The sequence below is a fragment of the Streptomyces sp. ISL-43 genome (genome assembly GCF_018614195.1).
GTDB lineage: Bacteria > Actinomycetota > Actinomycetes > Streptomycetales > Streptomycetaceae > Streptomyces.
On the sequence record NZ_JAGGOT010000039.1, the window covers coordinates 128,765 to 149,774 of the forward strand.

Below are 21,010 nucleotides of genomic sequence, written 5' to 3' on the forward strand. Positions count from 1 at the left end.
CGCCCGAGGGCGCGGCTCCGGGCGACGGAGCGGCCGGGCCCGACCGCTCCGCTTCGCCCGGCGCCCGACCGTCTGCTCACACGGGTGGTGCGGGTGGGAACCCAGCCCGGCCGCAGGCCGGGCGCACCCCGCACGGCGCCGCACCCGGCGTCTCGGCCCCGGCCGGCCCCGCCGCCGACCGGGCAACCGGCCGCCCGCGCGTGGCGACGTACAAAAAGAGCCGGCAGCCCCCCGAGTCCACGCGTGCCAACGCCCTGCACGCCGGTGCCTGGTGGATCTGGGCCCTCGGTCTCGCCACCGCCGCCTCCCGCACCACCAACCCGCTCCTCCTCGGGCTGATCATCGGCGTCGCCGGGTACGTCGTCGCGGCGCGCCGCACGGACGCCCCCTGGGCCCGTTCCTACGGCGCCTTCGTCAAGCTCGGCCTCTTCGTCATCGGCCTGCGCCTCCTCTTCTCCATGCTCCTCGGCTCCCCCATCCCCAGCTCGCACACCCTCTTCACCCTCCCCGAGGTCCCGCTGCCCGCCTGGGCACAGGGCATCCGGCTCGGCGGCCGGGTCACCGCCGAGCAGCTGGTCTTCGCCTTCTACGACGGTGCGAAGCTGGCCACGCTCCTCATCTGCGTCGGCGCCGCCAACGCCCTCGCCAATCCGGCGCGGCTGCTGAAGTCCCTGCCCGCCGCCCTGTACGAGGTCGGCGTCGCCGTGGTCGTCGCGATGACGTTCGCGCCGAACATGGTCGCGGACGTCGTCCGGCTGCGGACCGCCCGCCGCCTGCGCGGGCGCCCCACGGGCGGGGTGAAGGCGATCCTCCAGATCGGCCTGCCGGTCCTGGAGGGCGCGCTCGAACGCTCCGTCGCGATCGCCGCCTCCATGGACGCGCGCGGCTACGGCCGCACCGCGCTGGTCGCGCCCGCCGTCCGCCACACCACCAACGTCCTCACCCTCGGCGGTCTCCTCGGCATGTGCGCGGGCACGTACGGGCTGCTCGCGGCCGAGGGCGCCGCGTACGGCCTGCCGGTCCTCCTCGTCGGTCTCGCCCTGGCCCTCGCGGGGCTCCGCCTCGGCGGCCGCCGGTCGGTGCGGACCCGGTACCGGCCCGACCGGTGGGGGGCGCGGGCCTGGCTCGTCGCCGGTTCGGGCGCGGCGGTCGCGGTGCTGCTGATCCGGGCCGCGTCCCTGGATCCGGAGGGGTTGCTACCGGGTGTCGTCCCCCTCGTCTCCCCCGGCCTCCCCCTCTGGCCCGCCGCGGCGATCCTGATCGGCCTGCTCCCCGCCTTCGTGGCACCCGTACCACCACAGCCGAAGGAGGCGTCGCAGTGATCCGTTTCGACGAGGTGTCCGTGACGTACGAGGGCGCGCCCGCGCCCTCCCTCGTGGACGCGGACTTCACCCTCGCGGAGGGCGAGCTGACGCTCCTGGTCGGCCCGTCGGGCGTGGGCAAGTCGACCCTCCTGGGGGCGGTCTCCGGTCTGGTCCCGCACTTCACGGGAGGCCGGCTGCGGGGCCGGGTCACGGTCGCCGGCCGCGACACCCGCACGCACCGGCCGCGCGAGCTCGCGGACGTGGTCGGCACGGTCGGGCAGGACCCGCGGGCGCACTTCGTGACGGACGTCGTCGAGGACGAGCTCGCCTACGGCATGGAGTCCCTCGGCCTGCCCCCGGCCGTCATGCGGCGACGCGTCGAGGAGACCTTGGACCTCCTCGGCCTGAACGAACTGCGCGACCGCCCCATCGCCACGCTCTCCGGCGGCCAGCAGCAGAGAGTGGCCATCGGCTCGGTCCTGACCCCCCACCCCCAGGTCCTCGTCCTGGACGAACCGACGTCCGCGCTGGACCCGGCGGCGGCGGAAGAGGTCCTGGCCGTCCTGCAACGCCTGGTCCACGACCTGGGCACCACGGTCCTGATGGCCGAGCACCGCCTGGAGCGGGTGGTCCAGTACGCCGACCAGGTCCTGCTCATGCCCTCCCCGGGCGAACCCCCCGTCCTCGGCTCCCCGTCCTCGATCATGGCCGTCTCCCCGGTTCACCCCCCGGTCGTAGCCCTGGGCCGCCTGGCCGGCTGGACCCCCCTCCCCTTGTCCATCCGCGAAGCCCGCCGCCACGCCACCCCCCTCCGCACCCGCCTGTCCACCCCTCCGCGCCCCGACTCACAGCCCGCGGAGCCCACCAGCCCCGGGGCGCAGCCCCAAGCGCGATCCGGCGCGCAGCCCCAAGCGGGGTCGGGGGCGCAGCCCCAAGCAGGGTCGGGGGCGCAGCCCCAAGCAGGGTCGGGGGCGCAGCCCCAAGCAGGGTCGGGGGCGCAACCCCGAGCCGGGTCCGGGGCGCAGCCCCGGGGAACGGGGGAAGGGTGGGTAGGGGACGGCCGCCCGCAGGGCCCCCGCTCCGGCCAGGGCACCCGCCCCGGCCCCCTCGCCCGCCTGCTCCGGCGACGCCCCCCGGGCGCCGAAACCACGGCGGCGGCCAAGCCGAAGGCCAAGGCCCCCGTGGCCCAGATCACCGGCCTCTCCCTCCGCCGCGCCCGCGCAGAAGTCCTCCGCGACATCACCCTCACGGTCTCGCCCGGCGAGACCATCGCCCTCATGGGCCGCAACGGCGCCGGCAAGTCCACCCTCCTCGCCACCCTCATCGGCACGCTCGAACCCACCACCGGCCAGGTGACGGTCAGCGGCCGCACCCCCCACCGCACCCCGCCCCGGGAGATGGTGACCCGCGTCGGCCTCGTCCCCCAGGAGCCCCGCGACCTCCTCTACGCCGACACCGTCGCCGCCGAGTGCGCCGCCGCCGACCACGACGCCCAGGCGGCCCCCGGCACCTGCCGCGCCCTCGTCAGCGAGCTCCTCCCCGACGTCCCCGACGACACCCACCCGCGCGATCTGTCCGAGGGCCAGCGCCTGGCCCTCGCCCTCGCGCTGGTGCTGACCGGCCGCCCGGCCCTGCTCCTCCTCGACGAGCCGACCCGCGGGCTGGACTACGCCGCCAAGGCCCGTCTCGTCGAGATCCTGCGCGCCCTCGCCGCCGACGGCCACGCCATCGTCCTGGCCACCCACGACGTGGAGCTCGCCGCCGAGCTCGCCCACCGCGTGGTGATCCTGGCCGGCGGCGAGGTCGTCGCGGACGGCCCGACCGCCGAGGTCGTCGTCTCCTCGCCCGCCTTCGCACCGCAGGTCGCCAAGATCCTGGCCCCGGGCCACTGGCTCACGGTCTCCCAGGTCGCCGCGGCCCTGACAGCCCGGGCGGAAGCATGAGCAGCACGCCGAGCACGAGCAGCGCGCCCCGCCAAAAGCCGCCCACCCGCCCCACCAGCCCCACCCGCGCCACGCGCGCCACCCGCCCCATCCACATCGGCCCCCGCGCCGCCGCGGCCCTCCTCCTCGTCACCCTCATCGGCATCGCCGCCTTCGGCTGGCCCCTCCTCGCCGACCGGCAGTCCGGCTTCGCCCACTCCCAGGACGCCCCCTGGCTCTTCGCCGCCCTGCTGCCCCTCCTCGTCGCCGTGGTCGTCGCGACCATCGCCGACGACGGCATGGACGCCAAGGCCGTCGCCATGCTCGGTGTACTGGCCGCGGTCGGGGCCGCGCTGCGCCCCCTCGGCGCGGGCACGGCCGGCCTGGAGCCCATGTTCTTCCTGATGGTGCTGAGCGGCCGGGTCCTCGGCCCCGGCTTCGGCTTCGTCCTCGGCGCGGTCACGATGTTCGCGTCGGCCCTGCTCACGGGCGGGGTCGGGCCGTGGATGCCGTTCCAGATGCTGGCGATGGGCTGGTTCTCGCTGGGCGCGGGGCTGCTGCCGGGGCCGGAGCGGATCCGGGGGCGGGCCGAGCTGGCGATGCTCGCGCTGTACGGGTTCCTCGGCTCGTTCGCGTACGGCACGGTCATGAACCTGCAGGGCTGGGTGATCCTGCAGGGCATGGGCCAGGGCGTCTCCTTCCACCCGGGGGAACCGGTGGCCGCGAACCTGGCCCGCTTCCTCGCGTACTGCCTGGCGACGTCACTGGGCTGGGACCTGGGCCGGGCCGCGCTGACCGTCGTACTCACGCTCACGCTCGGCACCACCCTGCTGAAGGCGCTGCGGCGGGCGACACGGAAAGCTGCCTTCGACGCGCCCGTTTCCTTCGATCCGGGGGCCGGATCGGCCCGCAAACCTTTCCCCGAAAGGGATACGACCGCGCACGGAGGGTGAGATCCCGGCCTCCCAGCGGTGACCCGCCCCACAGGACCTAGGTCACATACGAACCGGGATAGTAGTCCTTAAACGTCCCATATCGACCCCCGCACACCGCCTCCCACCTGCGCGGATCCCGATCCGGCCGACCGGGGGCCGTTCCGCCCCGGCTGCGAGGACCACTAGTAAGAGGGGTCGTTGCCAGGCGGCCCGAACCCCCGTAGAACTGGATGAGTCGCAGGGCGGACGGAGATCCCCCGGGTTCACCCCCGGTCTCCCGCTTCCGCCGACGAACCCCTCTCCTCCGCGTGAGTGGCTCACGCATGTCTTCGGCATGCCTGCGATCGCCCTTGTCCCCTTCGGAAGGTCAATCCGTGTCCAACGCTGTCATCCGCCGCATCGCCGCTTCCAAGAAGACCCTCGCGGGTACCGTCCTCGCCCTGGGCGTCGCCGGTTCCATGCTTGCCGCGGTTCCCGCGCAGGCTGCCCCGATGAGCGCCAAGGCGATCGCCCAGCAGATGATCAAGGACCCGGCCCAGTTCGCCGCGTTCAACAACATCGTTTCCCGCGAGAGCGGCTGGGACCACACCGCCACGAACTCCTCTTCCGGCGCGTACGGCCTGGTCCAGGCCCTGCCGGCCTCGAAGATGTCCTCGGCCGGCTCGGACTGGAAGACCAACCCGGCCACCCAGATCAAGTGGGGCCTGGAGTACATGAACGAGCGCTACGGCAGCCCGACCGGCGCCTGGAGCTTCTGGCAGACCCACCACTGGTACTAAGCCACCAGCGGCAGCAGACTCGCGAGTACCGCCCGCAAGGCCCGGTACGTACGCATGCGAAGGCCCCGGCGGCCGACCTCCCCAGGTCCGGCCACCGGGGCCTTCGGCTATCCCATCCCACAGGGACCGAGGGCGGCGCAGCAGTGCTACAGCCGCTGGATGATGGTGCCCGTCGCCAGCGCGCCCCCGGCGCACATGGTGATCAGGGCGAATTCCTTGTCGCGCCGCTCCAGCTCGTGCAGAGCGGTGGTGATCAGCCGGGCTCCGGTCGCGCCGACGGGGTGGCCGAGCGCGATGCCGCCGCCGTTGACGTTGACCTTCTCCAGGTCCTGGTCGAAGACCTGGGCCCAGCTGAGGACGACCGAGGCGAAGGCCTCGTTGATCTCCACGAGGTCGATGTCCTTCAGCGACATGCCGGCCTTGCCCAGCACCGCGCGGGTCGCGTCGATCGGCCCGTCCAGGTGGAAGTGCGGGTCGGAGCCGACCAGCGTCTGGGCGACGATCCGGGCGCGCGGCCGCAGCTTGAGCGCGCGCGCCATCTTGCGCGAGGCCCACATCACGGCGGCGGCGCCGTCGGATATCTGCGAGGAGTTCCCGGCGGTGTGCACGGCGGTCGGCATGACCGGCTTGAGCCTGGCGAGCGCCTCCATGGAGGTGTCGCGCAGACCCTCGTCCCGGTCGACCAGCCGCCACATGCCCTGCCCGGCGGCCTGCTCCGCCTCGGTGGTGGGCACCTGCACGGCGAAGGTCTCGCGCTTGAACCGCTCCTCGGCCCACGCGGCGGCGGCCCGCTGCTGGGACAGTACGCCGAGGCGGTCCACGTCCTCGCGGGTCAGGCCCCGGTTGCGGGCGATGCGCTCGGCGGCCTCGAACTGGTTCGGGAGGTCGACGTTCCACTCGTCCGGGAAGGGCTTGCCCGGTCCGTGCTTGGAGCCGGAGCCGAGCGGGACGCGGCTCATGGCCTCGACGCCGCAGGCGATGCCGATGTCCATGACGCCGCCGGAGATCATGTTGGCGACCATGTGGTTGGCCTGCTGGGAGCTGCCGCACTGACAGTCCACCGTGGTCGCGGCGGTCTCGTACGGGAGGCCCATGGCCAGCCACGCGTTGCGGGCCGGATTCATCGACTGCTCGCCGGCGTGGGTGACGGTGCCTCCGACGATCTGCTCGACGCAGTCGGGCTGGATGCCGGTGCGGGCGAGGAGCTCGCGGTAGGTCTCGCCGAGGAGGTAGGCGGGGTGAAGATTGGCGAGCGCGCCCCCGCGCTTGCCGATGGGGGTGCGTACGGCTTCGACGATGACGGGTTCCGCGGCCATGAGCTCGTCCTCTCCTGCTCCTGCGTAGCGCGAAGCGCGCCTCAGCTGGCGGGTGGGCCGTCCCGGCGCCCCACCCGAACTAGTACGCGTTCTAGTTCTCCCAGCAGTCTTATGACCAGAAGACCCGGTACGCAAGGGTCTTGCACGTGGCTTACACGGATTCCACACGCAACAGTTGGCGCGGGGCCCCTTGTCACTTCTAGAACTCGTTACTACCTTCAAGCCAACTTCTGATGGGCCGTCAGACTTTGGAGTCGCCCGATGACCTGCCCCGTGCTGCCCGAAGGCTTCGACGCCACCGACCCGGACTTGCTCCAAGACCGGGTCCCCTACCCCGAGTTCGCGCAGTTGCGGCAGACCGCGCCCGTGTGGTGGTGCCCGCAGCAGCGGGGTGTCACCGGCTTCGACGACGAGGGGTACTGGGCCGTCACCCGGCACGCGGACGTCAAGTACGTCTCCACGCACCCGGAGTTGTTCTCCTCCACCACGAACACGGCGATCATCCGCTTCAACGAACACATCCAGCGTGATGCGATAGATGCCCAGCGATTGATCATGCTGAACATGGACCCGCCGGAACACACCCGCGTACGCCAGATCGTGCAGCGGGGCTTCACCCCGCGGTCCATCCGCGGGCTGGAGGACGCCCTGCGCGACCGCGCCCGGAAGATCGTCTCGGAAGCCGTGACGGCGGCGGGCGACGGCAGCTTCGACTTCGTCACCCAAGTGGCGTGCGAGCTCCCGCTGCAGGCCATCGCCGAGCTGATCGGAGTACCGCAGGAGGACCGGTCCCGGATCTTCGACTGGTCGAACAAGATGATCGCGTACGACGACCCGGAGTACGCGATCACCGCCGAGGTCGGCGGCAACGCGGCGATGGAGCTCATCGGTTACGCGATGAACCTGTCCACGGCACGCAAGGAGTGCCCGGCCAAGGACATCGTCACGCAGCTGGTGGCGGCCGAAGGCCAGGGCAACCTGGGCTCCGACGAGTTCGGCTTCTTCGTCCTGCTGCTGGCGGTCGCCGGCAACGAGACCACCCGCAACGCCATCAGCCACGGCATGCACGCCTTCCTCACCCACCCCGAGCAGTGGGAGCTGTACAAGGCGACCCGGCCCTCGACGGCGGCCGAGGAGATCGTGCGCTGGGCCACTCCCGTGGTGTCCTTCCAGCGCACCGCCACCCAGGACACCGAACTGGGCGGGCAGAAGATCAAGGCGGGCGACCGGGTGGGGCTGTTCTACTCCTCCGCCAACCACGACCCCGAAGTCTTCGAGGACCCGGACGCCTTCGACATCACCCGCGACCCGAACCCGCACCTGGGCTTCGGTGGCGGCGGCCCGCACTTCTGCCTCGGCAAGTCCCTGGCCATCATGGAGATCGACCTGATCTTCAACGCCCTGGCCGACGCCCTGCCCGACCTGCGCCTGGCCGGCGACGCCCCGCGCCGGCTGCGCGCCGCCTGGCTGAACGGCATCAAGGAACTGCGGGTCAGCCACGGCTGACCCGTGACCCAGGACGGCAGGGGCCCCACCTCCCACGCCCGGCCCCTGCCGTCCCTCGGCCACCGTCCGGCCGCCGGCCGCCCTGCGGCCCGGCCGGCAGTCGTCCCCCGGCCGCCCTGCGCCCCGCCGGCAGTCGTTACCGTGTCGCCGCCGTCGAGATCATTGCCTTGGCGGCGGCCCGGACCCCAGACTGCCCGGATGAACCTTGAGGACCCCAGCGCCAGACGCTGGCAGCGGCTGCCGACGACATGGCGGCGGATGGTCGAGCAGAGCGGGTCCGAGCCCATGAGCCAGGGCGTCCTGGCGCTCATCGAGGCCGCCCGCACAGAGCCCCGGCTGCGCCGGCTCTACCCGTACACCAGCCATTTCACGCTGTGGTTCAGCGCCTCCGCCGGGCATCCCTTCGCCGTGACCGCGCCGGCCGTCGAGCCGCTGCCCGACGGCCGCTTCCGCGTGCGCGGACCCCGCCAGACCACCGTGCTCGGCGAGACCGACACGGCTCCGGCGGCGATAGCCCTCGTCGTGGCCAACCTCCCGCCGGAGTAGGCCGCCGCTTCCGGCTCCCGCCGGGCCCGGCTCCCCGAGTGGCGGGAGCACCGCCGGTGGCGGATCCTGGCAGAACGCGGCGATCCAGCGCGAAGGGGTGCCGGGGCGGGTTGCAACACCGCCCCGGCACCCCTTCGTCGTTCCCCGGGCCCGGCCGGTCGGCCGGCCTGGCCGCCGGTCAGACCGGCCGGTCAGGCCGGCCGGTCAGGCCCGCTGGTCAGGCCCGCGTACGCTGCCCGGACCCCGCGCCGACCCGCTCGGGCTGCCGGGGCCTCGGCAGCACCCCGGCCGGCAGGGCGGCGCCCCGGGGGCCCGAGAGTACGTAGACGAGTCCGAAACCGGCGCTGACGACGACCGCGCCGCCGACCGCGTCGAGCACCCAGTGGTTGGCGGTGGCGACGATCGCGCACACCGTGATCGCCGGGTGCAGCGCCCCGAGCAGCTTCTGCCAGCCCTTCGGCGCGAGCATGATGATCACGATCCCGCACCACAGCGACCAGCCGAAGTGCAGCGAGGGCATCGCCGCGTACTGGTTCGAGATCGCGGTCATGGCCCCGTAGCTCGGATTGGCCAGGTCCTGGACCCCGTGGACGGTGTCGACGTAGCCCATCCCGGGCATCAGGCGCGGCGGCGCGAGCGGGTACAGCCAGAAGCCTATGAGCGCGAGGACCGTGGCCAGGCCCAGGGAGGCGCGGGCCCAGCGGTAGTCCTTGGGGCGGCGCCAGTACAGGACGGCCAGGATCGTCAGCGGGACCACGAAGTGGAAGGAGGTGTAGTAGAAGTTGAAGAACGCCTCCAGCCAGGGCTTGTTCGCGACCGCGTGGTTCACGGCGTGCTCGATGTCGATGCCGAGCGCCTTCTCCATGCCGTGGATCTGGCTGCCGTTGCCCTCGGCAAGGGTGCGGCTGGTCGGCGCGGCGGCCCGGATGTGCGAGTAGAGCGAGTAGCCGACCCGTATCAGCAGCAGTTCCAGCAGCAGGTTGGGGCGCGACAGGACGCGCCGCCAGAACGGCAGCAGCGGCACCCGGGCCCAGCGCGCGGGCGCGGGCCGCCCGTAGGCCGTCGCTACCGGCTCGCGCCAGTACGGGGAGGAGCGCGGCAGGAACGGCACCGTGCAGGCCGCGGCGAGGGCGGCGAGCAGCAGCACGTTGTCCCGTACGGGGGCCAGCGCGGCCAGGTTGGGCAGCAGGACGGCGCTCGGCAGGGTCATGGCCAGGACCACGGCCACCGGCCACACCGACCGGTCCGCGGCCCGCTTGCCGACCTTGCCGGCGACCGCGAGCAGCACCCACAGCAGCTGGTGGCGCCAGCCGGCCGGGGACACGGCGACGGCCACGCAACCGGTGACGGCGACGGCGAGGAGCAGCTGTCCGTCGCGGGCGTAGCGGGCGGCGCGGCGCAGGCCGATCCAGGCGATCCCGGCCGCGAGGGCGAGGTAGAGCACGATCTCGCCGGGGCCGGAGAGGCCCAGGCGCAGCAGCGCGCCGTGCACGGACTGGTTGGCGAGGCCGTCGGGGGCGCCGCCGAGGCCGGTGCCGGCCAGGTGCTCGATCCAGTACGTCCACGAGTCGCGCGGCAGGGACGCCCAGGACAGGGCGGTGGCGCCGGCGAAGGTCGCGGCGGCGGCGCGCGCCGTGGGTTTGCGTCCCGTCAGCCACAGCAGCGGGGCGAAGAGCAGCAGCGCCGGCTGGAGCGCGGCGGCGAGGCCGATCAGGAACCCGGAGGGCCGCTCAGCAGGGACCCGGAACACCGCCAGCAGCACCAGCAGCACCGGAAGCACGGCGGTCTGGCCGGGCGAGGCGGCCTCGCGGACGGGCAGCGAGACCATCATCAGCGCCACCAGCACGGGCGCGGCCAGCAGCGCGGTGCGCCGCGGCACCGGGTCGGGCAGGCCGCGCGCGGCGACGAGCCCGACGGCGGCGACGAACAGCAGGGTCACGCAGGTCCAGGCCACCTCCAGCGACGGCGCGGCGAGGCCGAGCAGCGGCTTGAGGACCAGCCCCGCGAAGGGCGTCCCGGTGAACTGGCCGTTGTCGTAGAGCGAGCCCGGCAGGCTGCCGGGGGTGCCGGGGAGATGGAAATCACTGAGCCATTCGCCCGGTGGCACGCGCAGCACGACCGCGGCCTGCCTGACGGCGAGCAACCCTGCCAGCGCCCACAGCATGAGGCGTGCCGCCCCAAGCCTGCCGCCGCTACCGCCTATGACCCCGGCATGTCCGTTCGCACCACTGTGCTCCGCCGCGTTAGCCACGCCTCGCCGGCCTCCCACCCTGTTGACCGCAACCTTGACTTCGCCTGGCTGCCGCGTTTCATACCGCGTTTCATACCGCGCGCTTCATTTACCCGGACGACGATATCCCCCGCGCGATACCTAGGATGTCGGGCATGAGCATCGTGAAGATCAACGCACTCACCGTTCCGGCCGAACAGCGCGAGGTTCTGGAGCAGCGGTTCGCCTCGCGGGCGGGCTCCGTGGAGGGTTCGGACGGGTTCGAGTGGTTCGAACTGCTGCGGCCCGTCGAGGGCACCGACCAGTACTTGGTGTACACGCGGTGGCGTTCCGAGGAGGATTTCCAGGCGTGGATGGAGGGGCCCATGAAGGCGGCCCACCAGGGTGGCGGCGCGGCGGGCGGACCGGCGGGCGGAGCGGGCGGCGGTGAGCGGCCGAAGCCCGCGGCCACAGGCTCGTCGGTGTGGTCGTTCGAGGTCGTGCAGCAGGCGGCGCCGAAGCAGGCGTAGGACGGCGAGAGGTCCGGGGCGCGCGCCCCGGACCTCTGCTCCTGCCCCGCTCCTGCCCTACTGCTGCCCTACTGCTGCCCGCTGCCGCTCAGCTCAGCTCAGCTCCAGAACGCTTCTTCCTCGTCGATGTCGGTGGTGCATTCGTCGATGTCGCTGATCTTGCCGCCGACGATGGTGAAGAAGAGGCCTTGGCGGACCTCGATGCCCCGGTCGCCCCGGTCGGCGCGGGCCAGGTGGACACTGATGACGTGGCCGCGGCCGTCGACCAGCACGCTTTCCAGATCGACCTGGAAGGTCCCCTTCGTCTCCTCACCGAGCTTGCGGTAGCGGTCGAGGACGGCTTCCCGGCCCTTGTGGTGCCCGGAGAGCGGGTGCTTGCCCGGCACGTGATAGATGACGTCGGCCGTCATCAGCGCGCCCACGGCCTCCAGGTCGCCCTTGCCGAAGGCCGCGTAGCCGCGGCGGACCAGGGCACAGTCAGGATGCTCCGACATGACGGTTCGCCCTTCATGCGTGCGGTTTGTCCTTTTTCATATCATCGGCCCGTACCTGTGGATATTCCAGCGCGGGGCGGTTCCCTCCCGCTCCACAATGACGCCATGACCAGCGACGAGACGATCACCACCACCACAACCACGGGCACGGCCACCTGGCAGGTCGCCGCCGAGGCCTTCACCACCCCGGACGCCACGCTCCTGCGCCGCGCGTACTACGCGGAGGTCGCCGGCCGGTACTGGAAGCGCTCGGTCACCGAGGCCGAGATCGACCAGGGCCTGCTGGACTTCCCGGACGAAGAGCTCACGGAGCCGACGGGCCGGTTCGTCGTCGGCCGACTCGACGGCGCGCCCCTGGCCTGCGGAGGCATACGCCTCATCGATCGCGTCACCGCCGAGCTCACCAGGGTCTACGTGGACCCGCGCGCCCGCGGTACGGGCGGCGGGGCAGCCCTGCTCCGCGCCCTGGAGGAGGCCGGCCGCGAGCTGGGCGCCGAGCGCGTCCGGCTGGACACCCGGTCGGACCTGGTGGAGGCCCGGGCCTTGTACGCGCGTCACGGCTACGTGGAGATACCCGCGTACAGCACGGGCCCGTACGCGGAGCACTGGTTCGAGAAGCGGCTGGTCTGAGAGGTCACCTGGCGGCGTGGTCCCGGCGCGGCGGGGCATCGAAGGGCTCCTCGGCGTCGGATCCGCAGAGCTCCGCATTGATCTCCGCGACCAGCTCGGACAGGTCGGTCGGCCGGTCCGGGCCCCACCAGTCGCCGAGGAGTTCGGCGAGCGACTCCTCCCGGGCGTCGGACAGCTTCCTCGCGCTCACGCGGCCCTTCTCCGTCAGGACCAGCGCCAGCCCGTCGCGGACGGCCAGCCCGCGCTCCTCGACCTGGCGGGCCGCGTCCGTGACAGCCTTCAGCGGCACGATGGTCCGCTCGGCGAGCACGGCGGGCTCGGCGGAGCCGTACTTGTTGATCCGCAGCAGCATCCAGCTGGAGGCGGGCAGCAGGTCGTAGCCGGCCTTCGCGGTGATCTTCTCGTAGACGTGCTTGCGGCCCTGGAGGGTGCCGAGCGCCGTCAGGGCGCGGGCGACCTCGTCACGGGAGGAGCGGTGGACGGGGTTGGAGGCGAGGGTCTCGCTGACGTCGGGCGCCGTCACCGAGCCGCGCAGCTTGTCCTCCTTGAGGAACCAGGCCACGACGAAGGCCACCAGCATCACGGGCACGGCGTAGAGGAAGACGTCGGTGATGGAGGTGGAGTAGGCGTCCAGCACGGTCGTCCGCAGGTCGGCGGGAAGAGCCCCGATGGCGCGCGGGTCCGCCTCCAGCCGGGCCGCGTCCACCCCGGGCGGCAGCGGGACTCCGGCCAGCGCGGCGGACAGCTTGTCGTCGAGCCGGTTGGTGAAGACCGTGCCGAAGATGGCGACGCCGAAGGACGCTCCGATGGAGCGGAAGAAGGTGGCGCCGGAGGTGGCGACACCGAGGTCGGCGTAGCCGACCGCGTTCTGCACCACCAGCACGAGCACCTGCATGACCAGTCCGAGGCCGGCGCCGAAGACGAAGAAGTAGACGCTCATCTCCCAGGTGGAGCTGGTGCGCTGCAGCTGGTGCAGGAGCAGCAGCCCGACCGCGGTCACGGCCGTACCCGTGATCGGGAAGACCTTCCAGCGCCCGGTGCGGCTGACGATCTGGCCGGATCCGGTGGAGGTGATCAGCATGCCGAGCACCATCGGCAGCATGTGGACGCCCGACATGGTCGGCGAGACGCCCTGGACGACCTGGAGGAAGGTCGGCAGGTAGACCATCGCGCCGAACATCGCGAAGCCGATGACGAAGCTGATCAGCGAGCAGAGGGTGAAGGTGCGGACCCGGAAGAGCTTGAGCGGGAGCACGGGCTCCACGGCCCGCCGCTCGATGACGATGAAGGCGATCAGCAGCAGGGCGCCCAGCACGGCCAGCCCGATGATCTGGGGCGAGCTCCAGCCCCAGGTCCCGCCGAGGGAGGCCACCAGCACCAGACAGGTCGCGACGGAGGCGATGAGGAAGGTGCCGAGGTAGTCGATGGTGTGCTTCTCGGAGCGCACCGGGATGTGCAGGCTGGCTGCGATGACGACGAGCGCGACCAGACCGATGGGGAGGTTGATGTAGAAGACCCAGCGCCACGACAGGTGGTCCACGAACAGTCCGCCGAGCAGCGGCCCCAGCACGCTGGTCGCGCCGAAGACGGCGCCGAAGAGGCCTTGGTACTTGCCGCGTTCGCGCGGCGGGACGATATCTCCGACGATCGCCATCGACAGCACCATCAGACCGCCGCCGCCCAGGCCCTGCAGCGCGCGGAAGCCGATGAGCTGCGGCATGTTCTGCGCGAGCCCGCACAGGGCGGACCCGATCAGGAAGAGCACGATGGCGTACTGGAAGAGCTTCTTGCGCCCGTACTGGTCCCCGAGCTTGCCCCACAGCGGCGTGGCGGCCGTCGAGGCGAGCATGTAGGCGGTGACGACCCACGACAGATGTGCCATGCCGCCGAGATCGCTGACGATGGTCGGCAGCGCCGTCGACACGATCGTCTGGTCGAGCGCGGCGATGAGCAGCCCCAGCAGCAGCGCGCCGATGGAGACGAGCACCTCGCGAGAGGCGCGTTCGGCACTCGGGCCGGATTTCCGCGGGTCGGGCTCCGTGGCCACGTCCTGAACCATCGGCTTCTCCTCAGGCTTGATCGACATCTCCATCCTGAGTGGTGTGTCCCGTTATGGCCTGTCGGGCGGGTTGGGAGGGCTTCCGCGGGTCTGCATAATCGCAGGCAGTGTCCAGGGAGGGGTACAAGTGAGCGCTGAGCGCTGTACAGAATGCGGCGCCGTGGGCGACGCCTGCGGATGCGCGTCGGGGTTCGAGCCCCTGCGCGTCCGCCCGTACGTCACGCTGCCCGATCCCGGCCAGGCTGCCGCCCCGCCGCCCCGTCCCCGCCAGGCTGCCGCCCCGCCGGTCCATCCCAGCGAGGCTGCCGCCCCGCCGGCCCACTCCGGCCAGGCTGCCACCCCGTCGCCCCACCCCGCAGACGCGGCCGCCCCGCCACCGCCGTCCGGGGTACACACCCCGGCGTACGGCACGCCCGTGGCTTCGTGGCCCGATGAAACGATGCAGCTGCGCCCCGTTCCGGCGTACGAGGCACCCCCGCGCCGTCGCATACGCCCCCTGCTGATAGCCGCGTCCGCGGTGGTCGCCTTCGGCACGGCCGCCCTGGCCCTGACGGCCTTCGCCGGCTCCGACGAGCCCGAGACGGTCCTCCTCGACATGAAACCGTCCTCCCCGGTCATCAGCCTGACCCAGGTGGCCCCCTCGCAGTCCTCCGCGAGCGCCAAGCCGAGCCCCTCGGCCTCCCGCTCCCCGAGCCCCTCGCCCTCCCGCTCCGCCTCCCCGTCCGCATCGGCTTCCCCGAGCCCGAGCCGCTCTTCGCAGCCGGCGCCGTCCCCCACCCCCAGCCGCCCGTCGAGCCCTCCCCCGGCACCTCAGGCCCCCACCCTGCGGTACGGGGACTCGGGCCCCGAGGTGGAGAAGCTCCAGCGCCTGCTGGCCTCGCGGGGCCTGTACTCGGGCAAGTTCGACGGCAAGTACGGCTCCCGCACGGAGAACTCGGTGTCGACGTTCCAGTGGCAGAACGAGATCGAGGACGACGACTGGGGCGTCTACGGTCCGGCGACCCGCCGCGCATTGGAGGGATAGAACACATCCCCGATGGTGGCGCGGAGGCGACGATGCTTTGTATCCTTCAGGAACAAAGTGGTTCCGTCCTCTCCCTGACCGGTGGACGGAACCACTTGTTCTCTTTTCCCGCCCCGTCTGGAGCCCCGCCGATGCCGGCCAGCACCACCGCCCCCGCCGTCCTGACCGCCAAGGCCCTGCTCCTGGACATGGACGGCACGATCGTCAACTCCGACGCGGTGGTCGAACGCTGCTGGCGTGACTGGGCCGTCTCCCACGGCTTGGACCCGCAGGAGGCCCTCAAGGTGGTCCACGGCCGCCAGGGCTACGCCACGATGGCGATCCTCCTCCCGGAGCGCCCGATGGAGGAGAACTACGCCGAGAACACGGTGATGCTCGCCCGCGAGACCGCCGACACCGACGGCGTGGTCCCGGTCGGCGGCGCCCCGGAGTTCATGGCCTCGATCAGCGCCCTCCCGCACGCCCTGGTCACCTCCGCGGACAAGGCCCTGGCCACGGCCCGGATGACCGCCGCGGCCCTGCCGATGCCCGAGGTCCAGGTGACCGCCGAGTCCGTCCGGGCCAGCAAGCCCCACCCCGAGGGCTTCCTGATGGGTGCCGCCGCTCTCGGCGTGGACCCGGCCGACTGCATCGTCTTCGAGGACTCGGCCGCCGGCATCGCAGCCGGTCAGGCCGCGGGCATGCGCGTCATCGGCGTCGGCCCCCGCGCCGCCGCCCACGCCCCCACCGCCCACGTCCCGGACCTGACAGCCGTCGACGTCACCGCCTCCCCCGACGGCTCCATCACCCTCACGCTCCAGAGCGCCTGACTCAGACGACGCAGAACTCGTTGCCCTCGGGATCCTGCAGCACGACGGCGTAAACACCCTCGGGCTCGTCCAGGACGCGCACCACGGCCGCACCCGCTCCCGTGAGCACCCCGACCTTCTCGTCGACCCGCCGGGTCCGCACCTCGACCGCGACATCGCGCCCGCCACCGACCTTCAGGTCGAGGTGCACCCGGTTCTTGCCGGTCTTCGGCTCCGGGACCTGCTGGAACCACACTCGCGGCCCCCTCCCCGCCGGATCCACGATCGACTCCGGCATCTCCCCCGCCCCCTCGGGCAACTCCTCCGCGGGCACCCCCATGTCGACCCAGTACTCCCGCCAGCTGGCATGTCCACCGGGCGCGGGTTCGGGCACGTACCCGAGCGCCTGAGCCCAGAACGGCACCATCACCCGCGGATCCGCACAGTCGATGGTCACTTGCAACGTCAGCTCCATCCCCGCACCCTCCCAGACCCCTCTGACACCGCCACCACCCACGCGCCCGCCCGCGGACCGGCGGCCACGCGAGGGGGCGGCGGGGGCCGGCGGAGGGCGGGCGGGGAGACGGAGATGGCAGACGCGCAGACGCGCAGACACGCAGACGGCTGGCTGCCCGGACGGACCTACGCCACAACCGCCTCGTAGAGCGAGAACACGCCCAGCGCCGACATGACCGCCGCCGCGATTTTGGTGATCAGGCTCAGCGGCACGTACTTCATCAGGGTCCGGCCACCCAGGATCCCGATGCCCGCCACGGCCCACAGGGCGAGCACCGCGCCGATGCCGACGGAGATGGGGTCTTCGTACTTCGCGGCGAGGTTGGCGGTCATGATCTGCGTCAGGTCACCGAACTCGGCGACCAGGATCAGCATGAAGCCCGCCCCCGAGACCTTCCAGAAGGACTGGTCGGCAGGCGGCTTGACCTCCTCCTCGCCGTCGCCCTTCTTCAGGAGCAGCATCGCCGCGCCCGCCAGGAACAGCACGCCCACGACGGCCTGCACCAGCCGGTCCGGAAGCAGCGTGAGCACGCTGGCGGCCGCGATGGCGAGTGCCACGTGCACGGCGAAGGCGGCGGCGACGCCGGCGAAGACGTACGAGGCGCGGTAGCGGGCGCCGAGCATCAGACTCGCCAGGGCCGTCTTGTCGGGGAGCTCGGCGATGAAGATGACGCCGAAGGCGATCGCCATAACGGTGAAGCTGAACACGGGGTGAAACCTCAATCGGTCGGGCAGGACGCCATCGGTACCGAGAGACCTTCGTGGATCAGGGGGTCGCTTCGGCTCGGCGGCGCCCTGAAGTACGTATACGCGCATACGCGTAGGACACTGCGGCCGAAAGTCTCGCTGGCCGACCCCGCGCACACGTGCACGCTGCCTGCCTCCGGGCGCCGGCTGGTGTGACCCAGCAGTATGTCGACGGTCCGGCGAAGAGCTACTCCCCTTCTGCTCCTCCAGCGTACGCGACGCCCCCCGCCCCCGAAATGGGACTTTGGGCCCACTCCGGTCCGATCCCACCCGGAATACCAACTCCCCTCACACCCGGGCTCGTTGCAAACCTCGCCATGACATGCCCATGTCGCCACACTGTCACCTGGCGCCCATCCCCACGAAACCCGGCGCGGCCACCATGGCGACGCCCCGCAGCACTCCACCCCCGCCCAGGAGTTCTTTCATGTCCATGATCTACGCGCGTCGAATTGGCATGCTCGCCTCATCGCTGGCAGCCGCCGCCCTCACCACCCTCCTCACCGCCCCCACCGCCGCGGCCTCCCCTCCCGCCCCGATCAGCGCCGCGGCCGCCCGCTCCTACCTCGCCACCGTCACCCCGAAGACCGAGGGCTCCACCAGCGGCTACAGCCGCGACCTCTTCCCCCACTGGAGCACCGTCTCCGGTACCTGCAACACCCGCGAGACCGTCCTCAAGCGCGACGGCTCGGGCGTCGTCCAGGACTCCGCCTGCGCGGCCGTAAGCGGCAGCTGGTACTCGGAGTACGACGGCGCCACCTGGACCGCCGCCTCCGACGTCGACATCGACCACGTCGTCCCGCTCGCCGAGGCCTGGCGCTCCGGCGCCAACTCCTGGACCACCAGCAAGCGCCAGCAGTTCGCCAACGACCTCACCCGCCCCCAGCTCATCGCGGTCACCGACAACGTGAACCAGGCCAAGGGCGACCTCGACCCCGGCAAGTGGCTGCCGCCGCGCACGGCCTACCGCTGCACGTACGCGCGCATGTGGGTCGGAGTGAAGCAGTACTGGAGCCTGAGCATGGACTCCACGGAGAAGACGGCCCTGCTCAACATCCTCAACGCCTGCTGACGCCTCTCCTCCCCGAATCCACCTCCCAAATCCACCTCTCCCCTTCCCCCTCCCCCACCTCCCCCTCACCCCTGGCCAAGGATCTTTCCCCCGCCAGGGGGAGGTGGACCTCACCCTCCCCGTCGTAACGTGATCACAGGGGCAAGACAGGATGAAGGAGGGGGAGTTGCATGACCGCAATGCGTCTGGGACCACTGCTGCGTTACGTCGACTGGAACACGGGCGACTCCGCCACGATCTGGATCGAGGCGGACCGCCCGTGCACCGCCGAGGTGCGCTGCGCCGACGGCGCCGGGGGCAGCGTCCGCACCTTCCAGGTCGCCGGCCACCACTACGCCCTGGTGCCCGTCACCGGCCTGACCCCGGACTCCACCACGGCGTATGAGGTACTGCTCGACGGCGTGCACGTCTGGCCGCTGCGCGACACCCCCTTCCCGCCGAGCACCATCACCACACCCCCCGCCGCGAAGGCCCACCACTCCAACCACAGCCCCACCCGCGACGCCAACCCCACCCACAGCCCCACCCTCCGCCTCACCTTCGGCTCCTGCCGCCAGGCCGCCCCGCCGGCCGACGGGCGCGGACCGCACGGCCCCGACGCGCTCGACACCCTCGCCTCGCAGCTGGCCGTCGAACCGGAGGCGGTCCGGCCCGATGTCCTGCTCCTCCTCGGCGACCAGGTGTACGCGGACCACCTGTCCCGGGCCACCCGCGCCTGGCTGTCGGCCCGGCGGGACCTGCGCGAGGCACCGGGCGCCCAGGTCGCGGACTTCGAGGAGTACACCCGGCTCTATGACGAGTCCTGGCTCGACCCCGAGATCCGCTGGCTCCTCTCCACCGTCCCGAGCCTGCACATCTTCGACGACCACGACGTCATCGACGACTGGAACACCAGCGCCACGTGGCTGGCCGAGATGCGCGCCACCCCGTGGTGGCAGGAGCGGGTGCTCAGCGGGCTGATGTCGTACTGGGTGTACCAGCACCTCGGCAACCTCTCCCCCGCCGAGCTCGCAGCCGACGCCCTGTACGGGGCGGTCCGCGAAACCCCCGACGGCACCGACGCGCTACGGGCCTTCGCGGCATCGGCCGAGGCCGACCCGGCCACGGTCCGCTGGAGCTACCGCCGTGACTTCGGCCGGTCCCGGCTGCTGATGGTGGACACCCGCGCCGCCCGGGTCCTCGATGAGGACGGGCGGGCCATGCTCGATCCGGCGGAGCAGCAGTGGCTTCGCGACAACGCCCTGGCCGGGCACGGCGGTTACGACCACCTCCTCATCGGGTCGTCGCTGCCCTGGCTGATGCCCCCGCTCGTCCACGACGCGGAAGTGTGGAACGCCGCGCTGTGCCGGGGGGAGCGGGGCCCCAAGTGGGCCAGGATCGGGGAGGATCTGCGGCGGCGCAGCGATCTGGAGCACTGGGCGGCCTTCCCGGCCTCGTTCGCGGCGCTCAGTGACCTGATCGAGGAGGTGGGCACGGGGCCCCGGGCGCCGGCCACGGTGTGCGTACTGTCGGGGGACGTGCACCACGCGTATGTGGCCGAGCCCCGAATACCCAGCACGGCGCGGGTGTTCCAGCTGACGTGCTCGCCGGTGCACAACTCCATCCACACCGCGGTGAAGTGGGGTTTCCGGCTCGGCTGGTCACGGTGGGGCCGGTGGCTGGGCCGGGGGTTCTCCCGGCACGGCCGGACGGGCCGGCCCCCACTGAGCTGGCGACGTACGGGCGGCCCGTGGTTCGGCAACCAGCTCATGACCCTCGCGCTGTCGGGCCGCTCCGCGCGGCTCCGCCTGGACCAAGCCCGCAAGGGCCCCCGCCTGGTGACGGTCCTGGACCGAGACCTCACACCCCCTGGAACGGGCAGCGGGGAACCCACGGCCTGAGGGAAGGCACCACCGGACGCACGCCATCGCGCCCGATCGCCCCCCGGGCGTCCGGTCCGTGGACACCCGGCGTACGCTGTTCCGCTGTCAGCCGCCCCTGCCGCTCCCCCGCGACGTTGCGGCGCTTCACGCCGAAGCACGTCGACCGGACCGGGGAGTCCCGCTTTGCTTGAGAGTCTGGGCTCTCTGACTTCGAGCCCATGGATCTACGCCCTGGTGGCGCTGTCCATCCTGCTCGACGTCTTCCTGCCGGTGCTGCCGAGCGGAGTCCTGGTGGTCACCGCCGCGGCGGCCGCTGCGGCAGCCGCCGGGGCGACGGGACCGGTGTCCGTGCACGCGGAGGTGCCGGACATCCTGGCGCTGCTGGTGACCGCCGTCACCGCCTCGGTGCTGGGCGACATGGCCGCGTACCGGCTGGCCAGGCGCGGCGGGGCCCGTCTCGACCGGGCCATCGCCCGCTCCCGCCGGCTCACCCGTGCGCACGAACGCCTCGGCACCGCACTGGCCCGCGGCGGCGGCGCCCTGGTCGTGGTCGCCCGCTTCGCCCCGGCCGGCCGTTCGGTGGTCTCCCTGGGCGCGGGCAAGACCCACCGCAAGGTCAAGGAGTTCCTGCCCTGGTCGGTCCTGGCCGCCATGGCCTGGGCCGGGTACAGCGTGGCCCTCGGCTACTTCGGCACGCAGTGGCTCGGTGCCACCTGGCTCGGCACCGCCGTCTCCGTGATCGCCCTCTTCGCCGCCGGCGCGCTGGCCGCC

General features: G+C 72.2%; 19 protein-coding genes. 13 read left to right on the forward strand and 6 right to left on the reverse strand.

The window, feature by feature from the left end; translation table 11 throughout:
* Nucleotides 1-200 precede the first annotated feature (200 nt).
* The 4 genes from J7F03_RS23355 (at nt 201) to J7F03_RS23370 (ending at nt 4,940) form a co-directional block, all read left to right on the forward strand.
* On the forward strand, nt 201-1,322 hold the full coding sequence (locus J7F03_RS23355) for an energy-coupling factor transporter transmembrane component T (RefSeq protein ID WP_214952498.1): 1,122 nt from the start codon (nt 201-203) through the stop codon (nt 1,320-1,322).
* Nucleotides 1,319-3,247, forward strand: a complete 1,929-nt coding sequence (locus tag J7F03_RS23360) for an ATP-binding cassette domain-containing protein (RefSeq protein ID WP_214952500.1) — start codon at nt 1,319-1,321, stop codon at nt 3,245-3,247. Before J7F03_RS23355 ends, J7F03_RS23360 begins: the two co-directional genes overlap by 4 nt.
* Nucleotides 3,244-4,179 carry an ECF transporter S component gene (locus J7F03_RS23365; protein ID WP_251072338.1) on the forward strand — a complete coding sequence of 312 codons (936 nt, stop codon included), beginning with the start codon at nt 3,244-3,246 and terminating at the stop codon, nt 4,177-4,179. Before J7F03_RS23360 ends, J7F03_RS23365 begins: the two co-directional genes overlap by 4 nt.
* A 305-nt stretch (nt 4,180-4,484) precedes the next feature.
* Nucleotides 4,485-4,940, forward strand: a complete 456-nt coding sequence (locus J7F03_RS23370) for a transglycosylase SLT domain-containing protein (protein WP_214952502.1) — start codon at nt 4,485-4,487, stop codon at nt 4,938-4,940.
* Between the two features lie 146 nt (nt 4,941-5,086).
* Here J7F03_RS23370 and J7F03_RS23375 read toward each other — a convergent pair whose 3' ends face one another.
* Nucleotides 5,087-6,256 carry a steroid 3-ketoacyl-CoA thiolase gene (locus tag J7F03_RS23375; protein WP_214952504.1) on the reverse strand — a complete coding sequence of 390 codons (1,170 nt, stop codon included), beginning with the start codon at nt 6,254-6,256 and terminating at the stop codon, nt 5,087-5,089.
* Nucleotides 6,257-6,517: 261 nt separating this feature from the next.
* Between J7F03_RS23375 and J7F03_RS23380 the strand changes: the two genes are divergently transcribed.
* Together J7F03_RS23380 and J7F03_RS23385 are read left to right on the forward strand one after the other, a co-directional pair.
* Nucleotides 6,518-7,762: a cytochrome P450 gene (locus J7F03_RS23380; protein WP_214952506.1), complete on the forward strand. Its 1,245-nt coding sequence runs from the start codon at nt 6,518-6,520 to the stop codon at nt 7,760-7,762.
* Between the two features lie 198 nt (nt 7,763-7,960).
* Entirely contained in the window at nt 7,961-8,308 is a 348-nt protein-coding gene (locus J7F03_RS23385; protein WP_214952509.1) for a DUF6193 family natural product biosynthesis protein, read from the forward strand.
* A 217-nt stretch (nt 8,309-8,525) separates the two neighbouring features.
* Here J7F03_RS23385 and J7F03_RS23390 read toward each other — a convergent pair whose 3' ends face one another.
* Nucleotides 8,526-10,472, reverse strand: coding sequence for a bifunctional glycosyltransferase 87/phosphatase PAP2 family protein (locus tag J7F03_RS23390; protein WP_214952511.1), 1,947 nt, complete (start codon nt 10,470-10,472; stop codon nt 8,526-8,528).
* A 221-nt stretch (nt 10,473-10,693) separates the two neighbouring features.
* On the opposite strand from J7F03_RS23390, the gene J7F03_RS23395 reads away from it, so the two are divergent.
* A complete protein-coding gene (locus J7F03_RS23395; RefSeq protein WP_214952513.1) occupies nt 10,694-11,047 on the forward strand; it encodes an antibiotic biosynthesis monooxygenase in 354 nt (117 codons plus the stop codon).
* A 98-nt stretch (nt 11,048-11,145) separates the two neighbouring features.
* Here the strand turns inward: J7F03_RS23395 and J7F03_RS23400 are convergent, their stop codons facing one another.
* Nucleotides 11,146-11,541, reverse strand: coding sequence for a nuclear transport factor 2 family protein (locus J7F03_RS23400; RefSeq protein ID WP_214952515.1), 396 nt, complete (start codon nt 11,539-11,541; stop codon nt 11,146-11,148).
* Between the two features lie 105 nt (nt 11,542-11,646).
* Between J7F03_RS23400 and J7F03_RS23405 the strand changes: the two genes are divergently transcribed.
* A complete protein-coding gene (locus J7F03_RS23405; RefSeq protein WP_214952517.1) occupies nt 11,647-12,171 on the forward strand; it encodes a GNAT family N-acetyltransferase in 525 nt (174 codons plus the stop codon).
* 4 nt (nt 12,172-12,175) lie between these two features.
* Here the strand turns inward: J7F03_RS23405 and J7F03_RS23410 are convergent, their stop codons facing one another.
* Nucleotides 12,176-14,257, reverse strand: coding sequence for an MFS transporter (locus J7F03_RS23410; RefSeq protein WP_214952519.1), 2,082 nt, complete (start codon nt 14,255-14,257; stop codon nt 12,176-12,178).
* 100 nt (nt 14,258-14,357) lie between these two features.
* On the opposite strand from J7F03_RS23410, the gene J7F03_RS42390 reads away from it, so the two are divergent.
* Entirely contained in the window at nt 14,358-15,254 is an 897-nt protein-coding gene (locus J7F03_RS42390) for a peptidoglycan-binding protein (protein ID WP_214952522.1), read from the forward strand.
* 131 nt (nt 15,255-15,385) lie between these two features.
* Complete coding sequence (locus J7F03_RS23420; protein WP_214952524.1) at nt 15,386-16,063, forward strand: HAD-IA family hydrolase; 678 nt, start codon at nt 15,386-15,388, stop codon at nt 16,061-16,063.
* Between the two features lies 1 nt (nt 16,064).
* Here the strand turns inward: J7F03_RS23420 and J7F03_RS23425 are convergent, their stop codons facing one another.
* Together J7F03_RS23425 and J7F03_RS23430 are read right to left on the reverse strand one after the other, a co-directional pair.
* Nucleotides 16,065-16,517: a VOC family protein gene (locus J7F03_RS23425; RefSeq protein WP_214952526.1), complete on the reverse strand. Its 453-nt coding sequence runs from the start codon at nt 16,515-16,517 to the stop codon at nt 16,065-16,067.
* 167 nt (nt 16,518-16,684) lie between these two features.
* Nucleotides 16,685-17,266 (reverse strand): TMEM165/GDT1 family protein, encoded by a 582-nt coding sequence (locus J7F03_RS23430; protein WP_214952528.1) that lies wholly within the window; start codon nt 17,264-17,266, stop codon nt 16,685-16,687.
* A 466-nt stretch (nt 17,267-17,732) separates the two neighbouring features.
* On the opposite strand from J7F03_RS23430, the gene J7F03_RS23435 reads away from it, so the two are divergent.
* From J7F03_RS23435 to J7F03_RS23445, 3 genes are all read left to right on the forward strand, one after another.
* Complete coding sequence (locus J7F03_RS23435) at nt 17,733-18,377, forward strand: HNH endonuclease family protein (RefSeq protein ID WP_214952529.1); 645 nt, start codon at nt 17,733-17,735, stop codon at nt 18,375-18,377.
* 170 nt (nt 18,378-18,547) lie between these two features.
* Entirely contained in the window at nt 18,548-20,257 is a 1,710-nt protein-coding gene (locus J7F03_RS23440; protein ID WP_214952530.1) for an alkaline phosphatase D family protein, read from the forward strand.
* Between the two features lie 165 nt (nt 20,258-20,422).
* On the forward strand, nt 20,423-21,010 hold a 588-nt coding region (locus J7F03_RS23445; RefSeq protein WP_214952531.1), incomplete at its 3' end, for a DedA family protein.

What these genes read in the sequence shown, in the direction of transcription:
- J7F03_RS23365 (WP_251072338.1), top strand. Translation starts at nt 3,244, where the DNA reads ATGAGCAGCACGCCGAGCACGAGCAGCGCGCCCCGCCAAAAGCCGCCC.
- J7F03_RS23370 (WP_214952502.1), top strand. Translation starts at nt 4,485, where the DNA reads ATGTCTTCGGCATGCCTGCGATCGCCCTTGTCCCCTTCGGAAGGTCAA.
- J7F03_RS23375 (WP_214952504.1), bottom strand. Translation starts at nt 6,256, where the DNA reads ATGGCCGCGGAACCCGTCATCGTCGAAGCCGTACGCACCCCCATCGGC.
- J7F03_RS23380 (WP_214952506.1), top strand. Translation starts at nt 6,518, where the DNA reads ATGACCTGCCCCGTGCTGCCCGAAGGCTTCGACGCCACCGACCCGGAC.
- J7F03_RS23385 (WP_214952509.1), top strand. Translation starts at nt 7,961, where the DNA reads ATGAACCTTGAGGACCCCAGCGCCAGACGCTGGCAGCGGCTGCCGACG.
- J7F03_RS23390 (WP_214952511.1), bottom strand. Translation starts at nt 10,472, where the DNA reads ATGCTGTGGGCGCTGGCAGGGTTGCTCGCCGTCAGGCAGGCCGCGGTC.
- J7F03_RS23395 (WP_214952513.1), top strand. Translation starts at nt 10,694, where the DNA reads ATGAGCATCGTGAAGATCAACGCACTCACCGTTCCGGCCGAACAGCGC.
- J7F03_RS23400 (WP_214952515.1), bottom strand. Translation starts at nt 11,541, where the DNA reads ATGTCGGAGCATCCTGACTGTGCCCTGGTCCGCCGCGGCTACGCGGCC.
- J7F03_RS23405 (WP_214952517.1), top strand. Translation starts at nt 11,647, where the DNA reads ATGACCAGCGACGAGACGATCACCACCACCACAACCACGGGCACGGCC.
- J7F03_RS23410 (WP_214952519.1), bottom strand. Translation starts at nt 14,257, where the DNA reads ATGTCGATCAAGCCTGAGGAGAAGCCGATGGTTCAGGACGTGGCCACG.
- J7F03_RS23420 (WP_214952524.1), top strand. Translation starts at nt 15,386, where the DNA reads ATGCCGGCCAGCACCACCGCCCCCGCCGTCCTGACCGCCAAGGCCCTG.
- J7F03_RS23425 (WP_214952526.1), bottom strand. Translation starts at nt 16,517, where the DNA reads ATGGAGCTGACGTTGCAAGTGACCATCGACTGTGCGGATCCGCGGGTG.
- J7F03_RS23435 (WP_214952529.1), top strand. Translation starts at nt 17,733, where the DNA reads ATGTCCATGATCTACGCGCGTCGAATTGGCATGCTCGCCTCATCGCTG.
- J7F03_RS23440 (WP_214952530.1), top strand. Translation starts at nt 18,548, where the DNA reads ATGACCGCAATGCGTCTGGGACCACTGCTGCGTTACGTCGACTGGAAC.